Here is a 16,279-nt window from a genome sequence, read left to right as displayed (position 1 = left end):
CGCGACACATCATGGTGTGTGGAAATGATATTGAACTGACACAGGTGACAGATGTGACGAATTCGATGCGGCGAAAGCGCGCTGCGCTGAAGCAGGGGCGCGCTGCGCTGGAGCGAATGCGCGCTGCGCTGGAGCGGAGGCGCGCTGCGCTGGCTGGGCTGATGATGGCCATTGCCTTGCAGGCCGCGCCGCTGGCAGCCCAATCGCGCGCACCGCGTGAGCCTCCGGCACCGCAAAGCTTTGACGGCGAAGCCTGGCGCCGGGTGCCGGTGCGGCCGGGCGGTACGCTCGAATCGGCCCCGCCAGCCCGCCCGGCGCCGCCAAAGGCCGGGCAGCAGCGCTGCATCGACATCGGCAATGTGGCTGGCGCCCAGCTTTTCGGGGATCGCGCCATCGAACTGACGATGAAGGGCGGCCAGCACTGGCGCATGCACCTGGCGCAGGAATGTCCGGCGCTGTCCTTTTATCAGGGGTTTTATTATCAGCAGAAACAGGCTGGCCTGCTGTGTGCCGGCCGCGATGCCATCGGCGCCCGGTCTGGCGGGGAATGCGGCATTGCCGCGATTGTGCCGGTGACACCCGCGCGCAAAGGCCGTCGGCGGCGGCGCTGAGGCCGGTTCCCAGGGCGATACTGTTGCAGCATGGCAACAGGACAGGCGTGACATTGCCATCACGCCGGCTGTTGACGTTGCTCGGCTGGACAAAGGCCTGCTGGCCTGTCCAAAGTGACTGTTGAAGCAACGGGCCACCAGACGGCCTGATGCAAAGGTAGGGGTTCGGCCATCAGAGCCGATCACAAAGACCTCACCGCCTGGGTTATTGGGGAGAGAGCATATGAAGAAGACGTCAGGATTCCGTTTGGCGCTGGTCGGCAGCGCGTCGCTACTCGGCCTGTGGGCCATGCCCGCCACCGCGCAACAGATGGCGCAGCAGACCGCGCAGGACCAGGACAGCGGGATCGAGGAAATCGTCGTCACCGCGCAGCGCACGGCGCAAAGCCTGCAGGACGTGCCGATCGCGGTGACGGCATTTTCGGCCGAAGCGCTGCAACGCCAGCAGATCAACAACCCGCTCGACATCCAGCTCACCCTGCCGAACGTGACCTTCACCAAGGGCAATTTCACCGGCGCCAGCTTCACCATCCGCGGCATCGGCGATCTGTGCGTCGGCGTGACCTGCGACAGCGCCACCGCCATCCACAGCGAAGGCATGCCGCTGTTCGCCACCCGCCTGTTCGAAGCTGAATTCTTCGATCTGGAGCGCGTCGAAGTGCTGCGCGGCCCGCAGGGTACGCTGTTCGGCCGCAACGCCACCGGCGGCGTCGTCAACTTCGTCAACGCCAAGCCGCGGATGGACGCAATCCATGCCGCTGGCGAAGTGGAATATGGCAATTTCGATTCGCTGCGCGTGAAGGGCATGTTCAACCTGCCGATCACCGACAATCTGGCAATGCGTGTGGCGGGTACCTACCTGCGGCGTGATGGTTTCACCACCAACGTCTTCGACAACAGCCGGGTCGATGGCCGCGATCTCTATGCAATCCGCGGCAGCATCCGCTGGCAGCCGACGCCGGACACCACGGTTGACGCGATGGCCTATTATTTCCGGGAAGAGAGCAATCGCGCCCGTCTGCAGAAGCAGCTGTGCCAGACCGATCCCACCGGGGTGCTGGGCTGCTTGCCCGGCCGCAGGGACAATGGTTTCATCAATGCGAATTCGACCTTCGTCGGCACGCTGGCCAGCAATGAATTCCTGATCACCCAGGGCGGCCCCGCCTTCGGTGCACTGGGCTTGGGCAGCCTGTATGGCACCGATCCGTATAATTTCCCCGGCAACACAAATCCGAACAGCGTGCGCGAAGTCCGCACCGATTTCACGCCGAATTATTTCGCCGAAGAAGAGCAGTATATGCTGCGCATCGCCCATGATTTCGGCAGCATCAAGGCCCAGGTCACCGGCATGTACCAGCGCAACGCGGTGGACAGCCAGGTCGATTACAACCTGAGCGTTTTCAACCCGGCCGTGGCACGCAATGCACTGAACACTGCGCAGGCATTCTCGGCAGCCATTCCGGGCCTGGCCAATGTCGTCAACGCCATCAGCTCGGGCAACCAGTTCTGCACGTCGCTTTCGGAAGAAACTGGCCTGGGTGCTTATGGCGGCAACCGCCTGTGTTCGGGGACGCCGCAGGATTTTGACCGGTCCAACCAGATCGTCCGCGCCAAGACGGTGGAAGCCATCATCAACTCGGAGTTCGAAGGCCGCTTCAACTTCCTGGTCGGCGGTATCTATGTTGACACCGTGCTGCCGGAAAACAGCTATTATGTGAACAGCTGGGGCATCGATTACCTGGTCGGGGTGTTGGGCGCGGCCAATGGCGGCTATCTCGGCACGCCGTTCTTCCGCAACAACACCGCGCGCTACACGCTGCGCAGCTATGGCCTGTTCGGCGAAGCCTATTTCAACTTCACCGACACCCTCAAGCTGACGGCGGGCCTGCGCTACAATAACGACAACAAATATGTCCGCGCGCGTTCCACGCTGGCCAGCTTCTTTGTGCCGTTCGGCACCACGGGCAACGCCTTCAATTCGCCGGCCGCGGCGGGATTCGATGGTGACCCCGGTCGCCCTGGCCCGCAGCAGTTCCAGGTTCGCGACGTCAGTTTCTCGGAAGTCACCGGGCGCGCCGTGCTGGACTGGAAGGTCAGCGAAAATAGTTTGCTCTACGCCTCCTATTCGCGTGGCTACAAATCGGGCGGCATCAATCCGCCGCTGCAGCCCATCTTCGCGGTCCCGGAAAACTTCACACCGGAATTCGTCGACGCGTTCGAAATCGGTTCGAAGAACAGCTTCCTCGATGGCACGCTGCGCGCCAACATCACGGCCTTCTATTACAAGTACAAGGGCCTGCAGCTTTCGCGCATCACCGCCCGCACCTCGGTCAACGACAATGTCGATGCCGAAGTCTACGGCCTGGAAGGCGAATTCATCATCCAGCCGACGCGCAACCTTGTCGTCAACATGAATGCGTCCTACCTGAAGACGCGGGTGTCGGCCGACAAGTTCCTGGCCAACCCGCGTGATCCCTCGGGCGGCCGCAGCGATGCCGTGATCGTGAAAGACATCACCAACGGTTCGAACTGCGCCGTCGTCAACAACGGCCCTGGTGGCCAAGCCGCCACGCGGGCCTTCGTGACGGGCGCCAACAACGCCATCAACGCCGGCGTCATTCCGGGCCTGCAGGCCGGTGCTGGCTTGCGGGGTCCAACCGACTTCCCGAGCGACAGCGGCCTGGCGGCCGGCGTTGGCGGTGCGTTCGGGATCTGCGGCGTTCTGCAGGCGGTGGGTGCCGGCACCCCGTTCCAGATGCTGCCCGAAGGCGTGCTGTCCAACCTGCGCGGCAACGAACTGCCGCAGGCGCCGCAGTATAAATTCTCGGCCGGTGCGCAGTACACGTTCGAGATCGGCGACAGCGCCAGCCTGGTGCCGCGTATCGACCTCGCGCACACCGGTGCCAGCTTTGGCAATATCTTCAACGGCTTCATCAACCGGGTGCCGGCCTACACCGTGATCAACAGCCAGGTGCAGTTCAACGGCAAGGACGACAAATGGTATCTGCGCGCCTTTGTGCAGAACCTGACCAACAACAGCGCCGTCACTGGCCTGTATGTCACCGATCAATCGTCGGGCCTGTTCACCAACGTCTTCACGCTGGAACCCCGGCGTTATGGTATGGCGGCTGGCTTCCGTTTCTGATCAGTATCTATCCGGCAATTGAGGGGGCGGCTGGCAACGGCCGCCCCTTCGTTGTTGGCACATCGTCCAAAGCCCCTGCATTGACTTTTGCAGCCCTGCCGCCCATGGCCCCTTATGGGCCGGCTTGCGGTCCATTCCCTGATCTGATGAGCCTGCCTGAATGAGTTTTGCCGATCTCGGCCTGTCCGATGCCCTGTTGCGCGCCATTGCCGACAGTGGGTACGACACGCCCACGCCCATCCAGAAACAAGCCATCCCATCCGTGTTGATGGGCAAGGATATCATCGGGATCGCCCAGACCGGCACCGGCAAGACCGCCAGCTTCGTGCTGCCGATGATCGATATCCTGGCCGAAGGCCGCAGCCGTGCGCTGATGCCGCGCAGCCTGATCCTGGAGCCGACGCGGGAACTGGCGCAGCAGGTCGCCGAGAATTTCGACAAGTACGGGAAATATCACAAGCTTTCGATGGCGTTGCTGATCGGCGGCGTGTCGATGGGCGATCAACTCAGCGCGCTGGAAAAGGGCGTCGATGTGCTGATCGCCACGCCGGGCCGGTTGATGGACCTGTTTGCGCGCGGCAAGATATTGCTGTCGGGCTGTGCGCTGCTGGTCATCGATGAAGCCGACCGCATGCTCGACATGGGCTTCATCCCGGACATCGAGGAAATCTGTTCCAAGCTGCCCAAGGGCCGGCAGACCCTGTTGTTTTCGGCGACCATGCCGCCGCCGATCAAGAAATTGTCGGATCAGTTCCTCACCGATCCCAAAAGCATTTCGGTGGCGCGCGCCGCCAGTGCCAACACCAACATCACCCAGTGGGTGGTGGAAACCACATCGCGGGCCAAGCGCGACGTGTTGATGGGCATCATCGACAGCGAGGCCCTGAAGACCGCGATCATCTTCTGCAACAAGAAGACGATGGTGCGCGAACTCGCAGAGACCCTCAAGCGGGCGCGGTTGCCGGTGGGGCAGATCCATGGCGACATGGAACAATCCGATCGCATCCGTGAGCTGGACCGCTTCAAATCGGGCGCCGTCACCATATTGGTCGCCAGCGATGTCGCGGCACGCGGGTTGGATATTCCGGGCGTCAGCCATGTCATCAATTATGATGTGCCCTGGCATCCCGATGATTATGTGCACCGCATCGGGCGTACCGGGCGCGCTGGCCGCAGCGGCATCGCCTTTTCGCTGGCGACGCCCGATGATGCCGAGCATCTGACCGAGATCGAGAAGCTGACCCAGGTCAAGATCCCGCGTTGGCAGGGCGATGGCCCGGCTGCTGCGGCAGCGCCACCCGCCGTTGCCGTTGCTGCACCGGCCGACGATGATGCGCCGCCGCGGTCCCGCGAGCGCCGCGGCCGGGGCCGCAAGAGCGATGACCGCAAGCCCGTAGAGGTTGCGCCGAGCGAAGCCGTCCCGAGCCAAACCAAGGCCGAAACCGGCCGTGGCGATCGCCGCCGGGCGGGCGGCAAGCAGCGCGGCGAGCGCGAACGTCGGCCCGAACGGCCGCCGGTTGCCAGCCGTCCCGAGCCGGCGCCGATCCGGGAGGCGCCAGCGCCACGCCCACCCCAGCCGCCGCGTGCCGAGGCCCCTGCCCGCCATGCACCGCGGCCGACGGCGCGCGATCCGTTGGCCAATTATCGCGCCATCGCCACATCCGGCCAGACCCGCCATCGCGACGATGATGGCGGTGAGCGGTTCATCGGTTTCGGCCCGGAAGGCGTGCCCGATTTCCTGTCCCGCCCGATCAAGCCGACCAACTGATCCGCGCGGTCAGAACGCGCCGCCGGCATTGCGCCACTGATCGATTTCCCAGGCCAGCCGCGCCGGCGGGCCGAGCACATCGCTGACCGGCCGCCGCAACGCCGGTGCTGCCGGTTCATCGGCCACCCCGATCCGAAACGCGAAACTCGGCCGCCAGGCCGGATCATCGAGCAGCGCATCCACGGCGCGGGCAAAGGCCGGCGGCTGGCGCAACTGTGTCTGGCGGTCGATCATTTCCGGCAATTGATTGAGCGGCTGTGCCACCAGCCCTGCCGCCACCGCATTCAGATGCAGGCGCTGCCAGGCACTGCCCACCAGCAGCGCCGCGCGCCGGTCATGCGGGTTGGGGGTGAGGATCATCCCGAAAATCGACGCTGTCGGCAGATGCGTGTCGCGCGTCGCTGCCAACCAGAACCGCCCCTCACTCTGGGCGCTTTGTGCCGGCAGCAGCGCAGCGCCGGTGGCCAGCCAGGGCGAGATGCCCGATGTCGCCAGCGTCAGCCCGTCCATTCGGGTCACCGCATCGCTGCGTTCGTGGCGGAACCAGCGGTGGCTGTCTGCCATCATCGCGGTATCGCCGGCAATCGCGGCGGTGGCATCGCTGGTCAGCTTGGCAAAACGCTCGCCGCGCGGGGACGCGGCTTCGAACAATAGCACCCGCACATCGGGAAAGGCCGGAAAATCCATCAGCGCCTCGACCTTGGCCGTCGGCAGCGCGCCGCCGCGCCAGGCGCCGCGGTGGGTGTGGCGGCGGCCGATGATCGGCACCAACCGGTGCGGCGCCGGGCCGCTGTTGTCGGGCCCCAGCAGCACGCGGGCCACATGCAGCGGATTTTGGGGATCGGGCAGCAGCCGCACCCGCGCCGCCCGGCCCAATGCCGTCGAACCCAGGGCCATGTTGTGGATGGCGCCGCCCAGCCCAGCCAGCCGTTCCCGGCCGAACGGGTCCATGGTGCCCAAGGACCGCCCCGGCACTTCGAACAGATCGACGCCCAGCCGGCCGACCGCGAACGCCCAGGGCTGGGTGTTGTGCGGGCTGGCGGCCAGCACCCCGGCGCCAATCAGCCGCAGCGCGCCGACCTGGCGCTGGCTGGTCCAATCGCCCCAAGCCGCCAATGCCGGATTATCGCCGCCCAGCAGGCCCTGCTGCCAGGCGCGGGCCCCGATGCCGAGCACACCGGCAGCGCCCAGCGCACCAGCACCGGCGAACAGTTGGCGGCGGTTGATCATTCGGCCGGGACGGGCGATCCGGCCGGGCCATCAGGTGTGGCGGGCAGACCAGCCCCAGCCTGCCAGCGCGCCCGCAGCATATCGGCCGTTTCGCCCGACAATGTGCCCGGCGGCGCCGCCACCGCCAGCCAGGCGGTTTTCAGGCTGCGCGCCGTCATCACATCGCGGGCTAACCCCGCCCATTCATGCACCGCCACCCACAGCGGGTTGAAGGTCGCCAGATTGCGGATGATGCCATAGCGCGGCGGATCGTCGGCGCGCTCGGCTTCGAAGGTGCCGAACATGCGATCCCAGATGATGAACACCCCGGCATAGTTGCGATCGAGATAGCGCGGGTTGGTGCCGTGGTGGACCCGGTGGTGCGACGGCGTGTTCATCACCGCTTCGAACCAGCGCGGCATCTGCCCGACGATTTCGGTGTGTATCCAGAATTGATAGATGAGATTCAGCCCGGCGCAGAAAAACACCAGCGCGGGCGGAAAGCCGATCAGGAACAGCGGCATCCGGAAGATGAAGCCCAGGCTGAACACCCCGGTCCAGGTCTGCCGCAGCGCCGTCGACAGATTATAATGCTGCGACGAATGATGGATGACATGGCTGGCCCAAAACCAGCGCACCCGATGTGCGGACCGGTGGAAAACATAATAGGCCAGATCATCGAGCACGAAGCAGAGGGCGAAACTCCACCAGGCGATGGGCACGTCGAACAAGCGGTTTTGCCACACCCACACCGCCAGACCGGCCAGGCTGCCGCCGAGCGCGGCACCGGCCAATGTGCTGCCCAGCCCCATGGCCAGGCTGGTGCCGGTATCACGCCAATCATAATCGCCGCGCGCGCCGAAGCGCACCGCCAGCAATTCGATGATGATCAGCGCCACGAATACCGGGATGGCGATGGCCACCGGATCGATGTTGATCATCTGATCGATCACAGCCGCGCAGCCCACGCGCTCGCGGCGGCCTCGCCCAGATCGAGCGTGGTTTCGGGAAACATCGCCTCATCTGGCCGCACGCGCAGCACGGCACCGGCGCGCGCCACCAGCGGCTTCACCAACGGCCGCACCACGAAGCGATCACCCAACATGCGCACCAGGGCGACCCGGCCATCGTGCCCGGCCACCAGCGCGCCGGCGCCATCGCGGCTGACCGCTACATCGCCGGGCTGAAACCCCGGCAGCGCATCGGCGGCCACCCGCGCCGCCTGCCCGGCATCGACCAGCGCCGGCCGCCGCGCAAAGCCGAGCAGCCGTGCCAACCCGATCAGCAGTACAACGCCGATCACCGAAAACAGCAGCATGTCCATCCGGCTCAAGCCTGACCCCCCGCCAATTGCTTGAGCAGCGGCATCAGGCCGGCGACATTGTAACCGCCTTCGCTGGCCGCAGCGATGATATCGGCGGGCGCCATCCCCTGCTGCGCCGCGGCCAGCGCCCAAAGATTGCAACTGCGCGTGCCGGACCGGCAGAAGGCCAGCACCGGGCCATCCGCGAGCGCATCGGCCATCGCGGTCACCTGGTCCAGGCTGAAACCGGTATGGTCGATGGGGATGGCGACATAGTTCAGGCCGGCAACGGCACAGGCCGCCGCGATGCTGGCCCCCGGCGGCTGATCGGTGCTTTCGCCTTCCGGGCGATTGTTGACGATGGTGCGAAAGCCTTGCCCGGCCGCATCAACCACCATGTCCGGGGTGATCTGCGGCGCGACAGACACGCGGTCGGTGATGCGGATGAACATGGGCGGGACCTTAACGTGCACGGGGCCGTGCTCAATAGGGGATATGCTCGGGATCGCCCGGCACTATCGCAAAACGGCCAGCGCGCCAATCGGCCACAGCCTGTGCAATGCGCGCCGGGTCGTGGCTGACGAAATTCCATTCCAGGTGGCGCCTTTCCGGATAGGGTGCGCCGCCGGCCAACATCAGCAGCGTGGGTTCGGTCGCCAGCAGTTCGGCATCGCCATCATCGAGCACGACCAGTGTGCCCCGTTCCAGCGCCAGGCCATCCAGCGCCACCGCGCCAGCGATCGGCAAGACGCCGCGTTCGCCCGCAAACCCATCCCGGCCGGCCGGCACCGTCAGCCGGGCACCCGCCTGCATCTGCACCTGCGCATAATGGATCGGATGCGGGAACTTGACCGGCGAGGCGAGGCCCCACAGATCGCCGGCAATCACCACGGCCTCCACGCCATCGGCGCTGTAGCGCGGCAGCGCATCGGGCGGCACATGATCGAAGGCGGGTTCAACCTCCGCGTGGATGACCGGCAGGGCCACCCAGGCCTGCAGGCCGTGCATGCGGTGGCCGGCGGCGCGCTCTGTGGCCGGCGTGCGCTCGCTGTGGGTGATGCCGCGCCCGGCGGTCATCCAGTTGACCGCACCGGGATGGATATCGATCGCCGTGCCCAGGCTGTCACGATGGCCGATGGCGCCAGCGAACATCCAGGTGATGGTGGCCAGGCCGATATGGGGGTGCGGGCGCACATCGATGCCCTGGCCGGGCGCGAAATCCGCCGGGCCCATTTCATCCAGAAACACGAACGGCCCCAACGAACGCCGCGCCGGTTGCGGCAGGATGCGGGCGACGCTGAACCCGCCGAGATCTTTTTTCAGGCCGGTCAGAATCTGGGGCATCGGGCGCTCTCAATTGCGTTTTACAAGGTTAGTAAGGTTCGGCTTTTGCGCCATTTGATGAACGGATTTGCCGATTCGATGAACGGATTTTGATGCCGCCGGACGCGGGCCATAATGGATGCTTGCCACAGCATAGCAGCGGCGGGCCGTGTAGGACAGACATCGCAGGCACGCAAAACGGCCGGCGACTGTGTGCAGCCGCCGGTCGTTTTGATCGAACGAAAGCGGGCATTCAGGCCGCGACAGCCTCGCGGCGACGGCGCAGTGACGTGCCCACGGCGCCAAAACCGATGATCATCATCGCCCAGCTTGCCGGTTCGGGTATGGCGCCGGCAAAGCCGCCGCTGCCGAAATCGCCGCGACCGCTGCCGAGATCACCGCCGCCGCTGCAGTCGTTGGAGATGCTGTTGCCATCCATGGTCACCGCGCCGACCAAGGCAATGGCGCGGCCGCACAGGATGGTCGCACCGCTGTCCAGCGTGATGCTCTGATCGGCGATGATATTGCCGGCAAAGCTGGTGCCGGTGCCGAGCGTGGCCGACGACCCGACATTCCAGAAGATGCCGCTGCCGTTGTTGCCGCCCAGCACATTCACCGCGGAATTGGAGGCCGTGGTGAGCGAGGAGCCAATCTGGAAGAAGAAGCTGCCGCCGGGGTTGCTGGTGAAATCGAGCAGCAGGTTGCCGGTGAGTTGCGCCGAACTGGCGAAGCTGTAGGCGCCCGGCACCAGAAAGCCGACCGTGCCGAGATCGACTCCGGACAAGTCGAGGCCCATCGGCAGGCCCGCGATCGTATCGAAGGCGCTCCGGGCATCGGTGCGGGCCTGCAGGGCGACGGCATCGCCAAGATGGACCGATCCGGTGTGGGTGATGCTGGCCGAGCCGGTGAGCGCGGTGCCGGGCGACACACCGATATCCCCGTTGATGGTGGTGGCATTGGTGTTGGTGACGGTGGAACTGCCGAGCACAGCAAAATCCGTGGCCGAACCAAGCAGGGTCGCCGCAGTGGCCGGCATGGCGGCAAAGCTGATGGACAGTGCAGCAAGCAAGCCGGCCAAGTTAACCCGGCGTTTGGTGGTATCAAATGTGAACAGCATTTCACATATCCCTCAATCGCGAAGACCGGATGGCCAAGCGAGGCAAGTGTAATATGCATTTTTTGTCGTGGGAAATTAAAATTACATGTACAATTTATGTTAATAAATTGATAACTATATCATCGCCGAGTATTGGGCGTGACAAGGGCGTGAATTCAGCATGTGCACGAGTGGAATTACTTACCGGGAAAATACTGTATCGCGCGTCAGGCGATTGGCGACAGCGGCGCGAAAAAGCCTATAACGCCCGCGCGTTTTCAGCCAGAAATGCCGCCAGATCAGCTTCGCTGCGCGAGCCATCGGCCACGCCCAGCACCATTTTGGTGGCATTGGCTTCGCGTGCATCGAGGTAAAGTCCATTCAGGCGCAAAGTGACATACATGGTGAACCATGCTGCCCGCTTGTTGCCGTCCACAAACGGGTGGCGATTTTTGCAGATCGAATGGCCAATGGCGGCCGCCACATCGAACAGGGTCACGGCGTCGCCACCATAGGCGATCAACTGTTCGGCGCGGGCCAGCGCCGCTTCAACGCCAGCCAGATCGCGCACACCATGGCTGCCGCCAAAGCGGTCGATTGACTGGCGCTGCAAATCGAGCAGTGCCTGCAACGGCGGCAAAATGATGCTGGCCATGGCCGATCACTTCGCCAGATCGGCCATGGTCTGCGGGTAACGCTCAAAGCAATCCAGCCCGGCCGCCATCGCGGCGGCATAGGCATCGCCGGATTTGACGATGCGCAGCCCGCCCTGGCCGTCATCGTGCAGTTCGATGCTGTCACCCTTCTCCACCCCCAGCCGCGCCAGCAGTTCCTTGGGCAGGATGATGCCGGCGCTGTTGCCGATGGCGGTGATCTTCAACTGGTGCATGGCGCTGGCTCCTGCTCTGTATAACCTGCGTTATAACATGAACGGCGGGCGCCGCCAAGCCGCCTGCTTCTGACAGTTTTCAGCCCGACTGCCGCGTCGCATGGTGGCGCAGCATCGCGGGAGATCAGGATCATGCAGCAATTGGCCGGCAAGGTGGCCTTCGTGACGGGCGCGGCGTCGGGCATTGGCCTGGGCATCGCCGAGGCGCTGGCGCAATCGGGCGTGAAGGTCATGCTTTCGGATATCGATGGCGACGCGCTGGACCGCGAAGTGGCGCGGCTGGCGGCGACCAATGCCGATGTGGCCGGGTTTCGCGCCGATGTGTCGTTGAAGGCCGAGATCGCGGCCGCGGCCGATGCCTGCATCGAACGCTTCGGCAAGGTGCATATCCTGATCAACAATGCCGGGGTGGGCGGCGGCGGCGATTATGGCGGCTGGAATGATGCCGGCTGGGATTGGGTGATCGGCGTCAACCTGATGAGCGTGGTGTGGGGGTTCGAAATCTTTGGCCCGCTGCTGGAGGCGCATGGCGAGGGCGGCCATATCGTTTCCACCGCATCGATGGCCGGCCTGGTGGCGGCAGTGGCGCCTGGATATAATGTGACGAAATATGGCGTGGTGGCGTTGTCGGAAGGGCTGCGGCCCAAGCTGGCGGCGCGTGGCATCGGTGTGTCGGTGCTGTGCCCCGGCTTCGTGCGCACCCGCATCATGGAAAGTGCGCGCGCGATCCCCGAGCGCCTGGCCGGCAAGGTGGCCCTGCCCGATCCGGCGGCCGTGCCCGCCGACATGGCGGCGATATTTGCCCATGCGATCAACAATGGCGTCGATCCGCTGTATGTCGGCGAACTGGTGGTGGAGGCGATCCAGAACGACTGGGGCTATATCTTCACCGACAATGATTTCGAAAGCGGCGTGGATGCGCGCTTTGCAGCGATCAAGGCGGGGTTCGATCAGATCCGCGGGCGGGTGCCGCGGCGCTGAGGCGCGGTTACGGCGCCGCCGCGATGGTGGTGCGGTGCAGGCGGCGGGCATGGCCCTGATAACCGCCGGTGGCGGCGTGCAGCACCGAACGATTGTCCCACATCACCAGCATGTTGGGTTGCCAGCGATGGCGGTACTGGAACTGCGCCTGCCCCTGCCAGTGATATAGTTCCGTCAGCAACGGCAGCGCCTCGGCATCGCTCATACCGACAAAACCGATGATATAGCCCAGGCAGCCGAAGAGGCCGGGGCGTCCGGTTTCGGGATGGCTGCGGATAAAGGGATGCGTCTGCGTGGCGCGCGCTGCGTCTGACGGGCGAATGTCCATGGAGCGGCCCTTATCGCCGGCGCCGTAGAAGCCATCGGGGGCATAGGCTTTCTGCGCGCTGTGGATCGCCACCAGCCCTTCGATGCGGGCGCGCAATTCAGGGGGCATTTCGTCCAGCGCCAGATGCTGGTTGGCGAACAGCGTGTCGCCGCCGATGGGCGGGATTGTGATGCCATAGAGGCAGGTGCCGGCCGGCGGGCGCGCCTGGAAGCTCCAGTCGGTATGCCAGTTTTCGGCAAAGACCGGCGCAGTCTCATCAGCGTCGCGCGCCACGGCGATGATGTGCTTGCGCCCCGGAATCGGCGCGATGAACGGATCATCGCCGAAACCGCCCATGGCCAGCGTGAAGGCTTCCAGCGCGTCGTCGGACAGATGCTGTTCGGGAAACACCAGCACATGATGCTGCAGCCAGGCGGCGCGGATGGCGGCGATGGTGCTGCCGTCGAGCGGGGCGGACAGATCGACGCCGGTGACATGCGCACCGCAGGCCTGGCCGGTCATGGTTATGCGCATCGCTTCAGGCTCCTACCGCAGTGCGGAGTACTTGCTCGGTCCACTGGTTCAAGCTCATGCCGGCCAATTCTGCCGCCTTGGCCGTGCTGGCGTGCAGCCCGGGATCAATACGCAACATCAGCTTGCCGGAATAGGGGCGCTCCGGCGATTTGCCCAGCTTGGCGCAGGTTTCGAGATAATCATCCACCGCTTCGTGAAAGGCGGCGACCAGTTCGGGCACCGTGTCGGCGTGGAAACTGACGCCATCGGCAATGCCGGCGATGCGGCCGAAGAACAGCGCATCGTCGGCGTCGAATTCCACGGCGGCGCTGTAATTGCGATAGGTCAGGATGTTGGTCACGGCGTCACTCCCAGGCGGGCCAGATAATCGCGGGCAGCGCGGACCTGATAGCGCTTGGCCTCTTTCTCCGGATGGGGCCGATGGAAGGTCTCCACCATGGCATCCTTCACGAAACGCACCCGCGAACCGCTGCCTTCAACCAACTGGCACCCAACCGCCAGCAACAGCGCCTCGATCGCCGCCCATTCGATATTCGCCGCCGTCGGCTGGCGATGCAGGGCGGCAAGCGTCTTGCTGTGCCGACTGTTCATGATATCAGATTATGATACCACTCAATATTGTCAAGCCTGTCACTCCGCCGCCTCCCCCAACGGCGGCAGATTGTGGCCGAGCAGGCGCAGCAGTTCGGCCGCCGCCTCCACGATGTTGGTGCCGGGGCCGAAGATGGCGACGGTGCCGACGCTTTTCAGGAAATCATAATCCTGCGCCGGGATCACGCCGCCGGCGATCACCTTGATATCGCTGCGGCCCGCCGATTTCAGTTCGTTGATCAGCGCGGGCACCAGAGTCTTGTGGCCGGCGGCGAGGCTGGACGACGCGACCAGATCGACATCGAGTTCGAGCGCGAGCGCGCGGGCTTCTTCCGGCGTCTGGAACAAGGGCCCGACCGTGGCATCGAAGCCGAGATCGGCAAGCGCGGTGCCGACCACCTTGGCGCCGCGATCATGGCCGTCCTGTCCCATTTTCACGATCAGCACCCGCGGTTTGCGCCCGGTGCGGCGTTCGAAGGATTCAACACCTTCGGCCACACGCACATAGGCAGGATCGGCCTTGTAGGCATCGGCATAGACGCCCTTGACCATCTTCACGACCGCCACGTGCCGCCCGAACACATCCTCCATCGCCGCCGAAATCTCACCGAGCGTGGCGCGGGCGCGCGCACATTCGATGGCCAGCGCCAGCACATTGCCATCAGCGGCAGCACCGTCACGCAAGGCCTGCAACGCGGCATCGACGCGGGCGTTGTCGCGCGCCGCCTTCACGGCTTCGATACGGGTGATTTGGCTGGCACGCACCGCGACATTGTCCACATCCAGCACCGGGAATTCGTCCGTTGTCGCCGGCTTGTATTTGTTGACGCCGACGATCACCGTCTCGCCCATGTCGATGCCGGCCTGCTTGGCGGCGGCAGCGGCTTCGATTTCCAGCTTGGGCAGGCCGGTGGCGACGGCCTTGGTCATGCCGCCCAGGCCCTCGATCTTGTCGATGATGGCCTGCGCCTCGTCCACCAGCTGCTTGGTCAGCGCCTCGACATAGTAACTGCCGCCCAGCGGATCGACGACCTTGGTGATGCCGGCTTCTTCCTGCAGCACCAATTGCGTGTTGCGGGCGATGCGTGCCGAAAAATCGGTGGGCAGCGCGATGGCCTCATCCAGCGCGTTGGTGTGCAGGCTTTGCGTGCCGCCCATCGCCGCGGCCAGCGCCTCGATCGTGGTGCGGATCACATTGTTGTATGGGTCCTGCTCCTGCAGGGACACGCCGCTGGTCTGGCAATGGGTGCGCAGCATCAGGCTGCGCGGGTCCTTCGCGCCGAAATTGGCCATGATGCGCGCCCACAGGGTGCGGGCGGCGCGCAATTTGGCGACTTCCATGAAGAAATTCATGCCGATGGCGAAGAAGAAGCTCAGGCGCCCGGCAAATTCATCGACATCCAGGCCCTGTTTCTGCGCGGCGCGGACATATTCCATGCCATCAGCCAGGGTGAAGGCCAGTTCCTGCAGCGCGGTCGCCCCGGCCTCGTGCATATGATAGCCGGAAATGGAAATGCTGTTGAATTTCGGCATGTTGCGCGCCGTGTAGCTGATGATGTCCGCCACGATGCGCATCGAGGGTTCCGGCGGATAGATATAGGTGTTGCGGACCATGAACTCCTTCAGAATGTCATTCTGGATGGTGCCATCCAGCTTGGCCTGCGGCACGCCGGCTTCCTCGGCCGCGACGATGAAAAACGCCAGGCAGGGGATCACGGCGCCGTTCATCGTCATCGAGACGGACATCTGATCGAGCGGGATACCGTCGAACAATATCTTCATGTCCTCCACGGTATCGATCGCCACGCCGGCCTTGCCGACATCGCCCGACACGCGCGGGTGATCCGAATCATAGCCGCGGTGGGTGGCCAGATCGAAGGCGACCGACAGGCCCTTCTGCCCGGCCGCCAGATTGCGGCGATAGAAGGCGTTGGATTCCTCGGCCGTGGAGAATCCGGCATATTGGCGCACCGTCCACGGCCGCCCGGCATACATCGACGCGCGCACGCCGCGGGTGAACGGCGCAAAGCCGGGCAGGCCGGGATCCCAGCCTTCGGTATCAGCCTCCGTATAGAGCGGCTTGACGGTGAAGCCCTCCGGCGTCGCCCAATCGAGATCGGCGCCCTTCACTTCCTTGGCGGCCATCGCGGCCCAATCATTTACCCCAGGTCGGTTATTTGGCGCCTTTGTCATCTTGTCCTCCGTCCGCCGCTTCAAGCCACGCGGGGCCGCCACCGTCAACAGGCCAGCGTCAACAGGTTACATGCGCGCAGATGCCGGGGAACCATATCAGCCCAGCGGCGTTACACCGTTCATGACCAGAATCCCGATCAATTCACCCGAACCACCCGAACGGATCGCTACCGACGATGCCCGTGCCGGGCGGACGGGCAACAAGGTGCGTTATGTGCTGATGGCTTCGGTGCTGCTGGCGGTGATCTTCATGGCGGCGGCCTATTTCGGCAATCCCGACGTGCCCGACGATAGGCCGAACAGCGCCGCCGAAGCGCCACTGGGCTAGG

General features: G+C 64.6%; 17 protein-coding genes. 5 read left to right on the top strand and 12 right to left on the bottom strand.

Annotated elements, in window-relative coordinates; genetic code table 11:
- Positions 1-65 precede the first annotated feature (65 nt).
- The 3 genes from ACTIEZ_RS05130 (at position 66) to ACTIEZ_RS05120 (ending at position 5,524) form a co-directional block, all read left to right on the top strand.
- On the top strand, positions 66-611 hold the full coding sequence (locus ACTIEZ_RS05130; RefSeq protein ID WP_439545574.1) for a hypothetical protein: 546 nt from the start codon (positions 66-68) through the stop codon (positions 609-611).
- Positions 612-834: 223 nt separating this feature from the next.
- A complete protein-coding gene (locus tag ACTIEZ_RS05125; protein ID WP_439545573.1) occupies positions 835-3,756 on the top strand; it encodes a TonB-dependent receptor in 2,922 nt (973 codons plus the stop codon).
- A gap of 160 nt (positions 3,757-3,916) precedes the next feature.
- Complete coding sequence (locus ACTIEZ_RS05120; RefSeq protein ID WP_439545572.1) at positions 3,917-5,524, top strand: DEAD/DEAH box helicase; 1,608 nt, start codon at positions 3,917-3,919, stop codon at positions 5,522-5,524.
- Between the two features lie 9 nt (positions 5,525-5,533).
- Here ACTIEZ_RS05120 and ACTIEZ_RS05115 read toward each other — a convergent pair whose 3' ends face one another.
- From ACTIEZ_RS05115 to ACTIEZ_RS05080, 8 genes are all read right to left on the bottom strand, one after another.
- The gene (locus ACTIEZ_RS05115) at positions 5,534-6,754 is read right to left on the bottom strand and encodes a hypothetical protein (RefSeq protein ID WP_439545571.1); all 1,221 of its coding nucleotides are present in this window, start codon (positions 6,752-6,754) and stop codon (positions 5,534-5,536) included.
- The gene (locus ACTIEZ_RS05110; protein ID WP_439545598.1) at positions 6,751-7,674 is read right to left on the bottom strand and encodes a sterol desaturase family protein; all 924 of its coding nucleotides are present in this window, start codon (positions 7,672-7,674) and stop codon (positions 6,751-6,753) included. Before ACTIEZ_RS05110 ends, ACTIEZ_RS05115 begins: the two co-directional genes overlap by 4 nt.
- A gap of 8 nt (positions 7,675-7,682) precedes the next feature.
- Complete coding sequence (locus ACTIEZ_RS05105; RefSeq protein WP_439545570.1) at positions 7,683-8,066, bottom strand: hypothetical protein; 384 nt, start codon at positions 8,064-8,066, stop codon at positions 7,683-7,685.
- Entirely contained in the window at positions 8,063-8,488 is a 426-nt protein-coding gene (locus ACTIEZ_RS05100) for a TIGR01244 family sulfur transferase (protein ID WP_439545569.1), read from the bottom strand. The genes ACTIEZ_RS05105 and ACTIEZ_RS05100 overlap by 4 nt, the downstream gene beginning before the upstream one ends.
- A gap of 31 nt (positions 8,489-8,519) precedes the next feature.
- A complete protein-coding gene (locus tag ACTIEZ_RS05095) occupies positions 8,520-9,380 on the bottom strand; it encodes a pirin family protein (protein ID WP_439545568.1) in 861 nt (286 codons plus the stop codon).
- A 232-nt stretch (positions 9,381-9,612) separates the two neighbouring features.
- The gene (locus tag ACTIEZ_RS05090; protein ID WP_439545567.1) at positions 9,613-10,476 is read right to left on the bottom strand and encodes an ice-binding family protein; all 864 of its coding nucleotides are present in this window, start codon (positions 10,474-10,476) and stop codon (positions 9,613-9,615) included.
- A 238-nt stretch (positions 10,477-10,714) separates the two neighbouring features.
- The gene (locus ACTIEZ_RS05085; RefSeq protein WP_439545566.1) at positions 10,715-11,110 is read right to left on the bottom strand and encodes a type II toxin-antitoxin system death-on-curing family toxin; all 396 of its coding nucleotides are present in this window, start codon (positions 11,108-11,110) and stop codon (positions 10,715-10,717) included.
- A gap of 6 nt (positions 11,111-11,116) precedes the next feature.
- Entirely contained in the window at positions 11,117-11,344 is a 228-nt protein-coding gene (locus tag ACTIEZ_RS05080) for an AbrB/MazE/SpoVT family DNA-binding domain-containing protein (protein ID WP_439545565.1), read from the bottom strand.
- 132 nt (positions 11,345-11,476) lie between these two features.
- On the opposite strand from ACTIEZ_RS05080, the gene ACTIEZ_RS05075 reads away from it, so the two are divergent.
- The gene (locus tag ACTIEZ_RS05075) at positions 11,477-12,325 is read left to right on the top strand and encodes an SDR family NAD(P)-dependent oxidoreductase (protein ID WP_439545564.1); all 849 of its coding nucleotides are present in this window, start codon (positions 11,477-11,479) and stop codon (positions 12,323-12,325) included.
- Between the two features lie 7 nt (positions 12,326-12,332).
- Here the strand turns inward: ACTIEZ_RS05075 and ACTIEZ_RS05070 are convergent, their stop codons facing one another.
- Genes ACTIEZ_RS05070 through scpA form a run of 4 tightly spaced genes read right to left on the bottom strand, consistent with a single transcriptional unit; the run spans position 12,333 to position 15,902 of the window.
- Complete coding sequence (locus tag ACTIEZ_RS05070) at positions 12,333-13,166, bottom strand: TauD/TfdA dioxygenase family protein (protein ID WP_439545563.1); 834 nt, start codon at positions 13,164-13,166, stop codon at positions 12,333-12,335.
- A 4-nt stretch (positions 13,167-13,170) separates the two neighbouring features.
- On the bottom strand, positions 13,171-13,506 hold the full coding sequence (locus ACTIEZ_RS05065; protein ID WP_439545562.1) for a type II toxin-antitoxin system HicB family antitoxin: 336 nt from the start codon (positions 13,504-13,506) through the stop codon (positions 13,171-13,173).
- Positions 13,503-13,757 carry a type II toxin-antitoxin system HicA family toxin gene (locus ACTIEZ_RS05060; RefSeq protein WP_439545561.1) on the bottom strand — a complete coding sequence of 85 codons (255 nt, stop codon included), beginning with the start codon at positions 13,755-13,757 and terminating at the stop codon, positions 13,503-13,505. The genes ACTIEZ_RS05065 and ACTIEZ_RS05060 overlap by 4 nt, the downstream gene beginning before the upstream one ends.
- A gap of 39 nt (positions 13,758-13,796) precedes the next feature.
- Positions 13,797-15,902 (bottom strand): methylmalonyl-CoA mutase, encoded by a 2,106-nt coding sequence (gene scpA, locus ACTIEZ_RS05055; protein ID WP_439545560.1) that lies wholly within the window; start codon positions 15,900-15,902, stop codon positions 13,797-13,799.
- Between the two features lie 169 nt (positions 15,903-16,071).
- Here scpA and ACTIEZ_RS05050 point away from each other — a divergent pair, with 169 nt between their 5' ends.
- Positions 16,072-16,278 carry a hypothetical protein gene (locus ACTIEZ_RS05050; protein ID WP_439545559.1) on the top strand — a complete coding sequence of 69 codons (207 nt, stop codon included), beginning with the start codon at positions 16,072-16,074 and terminating at the stop codon, positions 16,276-16,278.
- The last annotated feature ends 1 nt before the right edge of the window (position 16,279 follow it).

It is taken from the genome of Sandarakinorhabdus sp., from assembly GCF_051860625.1.
Classification (GTDB): Bacteria; Pseudomonadota; Alphaproteobacteria; order Sphingomonadales; family Sphingomonadaceae; genus Sandarakinorhabdus.
Note: the sequence above shows the minus strand (reverse complement) of the source record. Positions and strands in the feature narration are given on the sequence as shown.

Bases quoted from the DNA above. Each gene is read 5' to 3' on its own strand.
- ACTIEZ_RS05130 (WP_439545574.1), top strand. From the start codon at position 66: ATGCGGCGAAAGCGCGCTGCGCTGAAGCAGGGGCGCGCTGCGCTGGAG.
- ACTIEZ_RS05125 (WP_439545573.1), top strand. From the start codon at position 835: ATGAAGAAGACGTCAGGATTCCGTTTGGCGCTGGTCGGCAGCGCGTCG.
- ACTIEZ_RS05120 (WP_439545572.1), top strand. From the start codon at position 3,917: ATGAGTTTTGCCGATCTCGGCCTGTCCGATGCCCTGTTGCGCGCCATT.
- ACTIEZ_RS05115 (WP_439545571.1), bottom strand. From the start codon at position 6,754: ATGATCAACCGCCGCCAACTGTTCGCCGGTGCTGGTGCGCTGGGCGCT.
- ACTIEZ_RS05110 (WP_439545598.1), bottom strand. From the start codon at position 7,674: ATGATCAACATCGATCCGGTGGCCATCGCCATCCCGGTATTCGTGGCG.
- ACTIEZ_RS05100 (WP_439545569.1), bottom strand. From the start codon at position 8,488: ATGTTCATCCGCATCACCGACCGCGTGTCTGTCGCGCCGCAGATCACC.
- ACTIEZ_RS05095 (WP_439545568.1), bottom strand. From the start codon at position 9,380: ATGCCCCAGATTCTGACCGGCCTGAAAAAAGATCTCGGCGGGTTCAGC.
- ACTIEZ_RS05090 (WP_439545567.1), bottom strand. From the start codon at position 10,476: ATGCTGTTCACATTTGATACCACCAAACGCCGGGTTAACTTGGCCGGC.
- ACTIEZ_RS05085 (WP_439545566.1), bottom strand. From the start codon at position 11,110: ATGGCCAGCATCATTTTGCCGCCGTTGCAGGCACTGCTCGATTTGCAG.
- ACTIEZ_RS05080 (WP_439545565.1), bottom strand. From the start codon at position 11,344: ATGCACCAGTTGAAGATCACCGCCATCGGCAACAGCGCCGGCATCATC.
- ACTIEZ_RS05075 (WP_439545564.1), top strand. From the start codon at position 11,477: ATGCAGCAATTGGCCGGCAAGGTGGCCTTCGTGACGGGCGCGGCGTCG.
- ACTIEZ_RS05070 (WP_439545563.1), bottom strand. From the start codon at position 13,166: ATGCGCATAACCATGACCGGCCAGGCCTGCGGTGCGCATGTCACCGGC.
- ACTIEZ_RS05060 (WP_439545561.1), bottom strand. From the start codon at position 13,757: ATGAACAGTCGGCACAGCAAGACGCTTGCCGCCCTGCATCGCCAGCCG.
- scpA (WP_439545560.1), bottom strand. From the start codon at position 15,902: ATGGCCGCCAAGGAAGTGAAGGGCGCCGATCTCGATTGGGCGACGCCG.
- ACTIEZ_RS05050 (WP_439545559.1), top strand. From the start codon at position 16,072: ATGACCAGAATCCCGATCAATTCACCCGAACCACCCGAACGGATCGCT.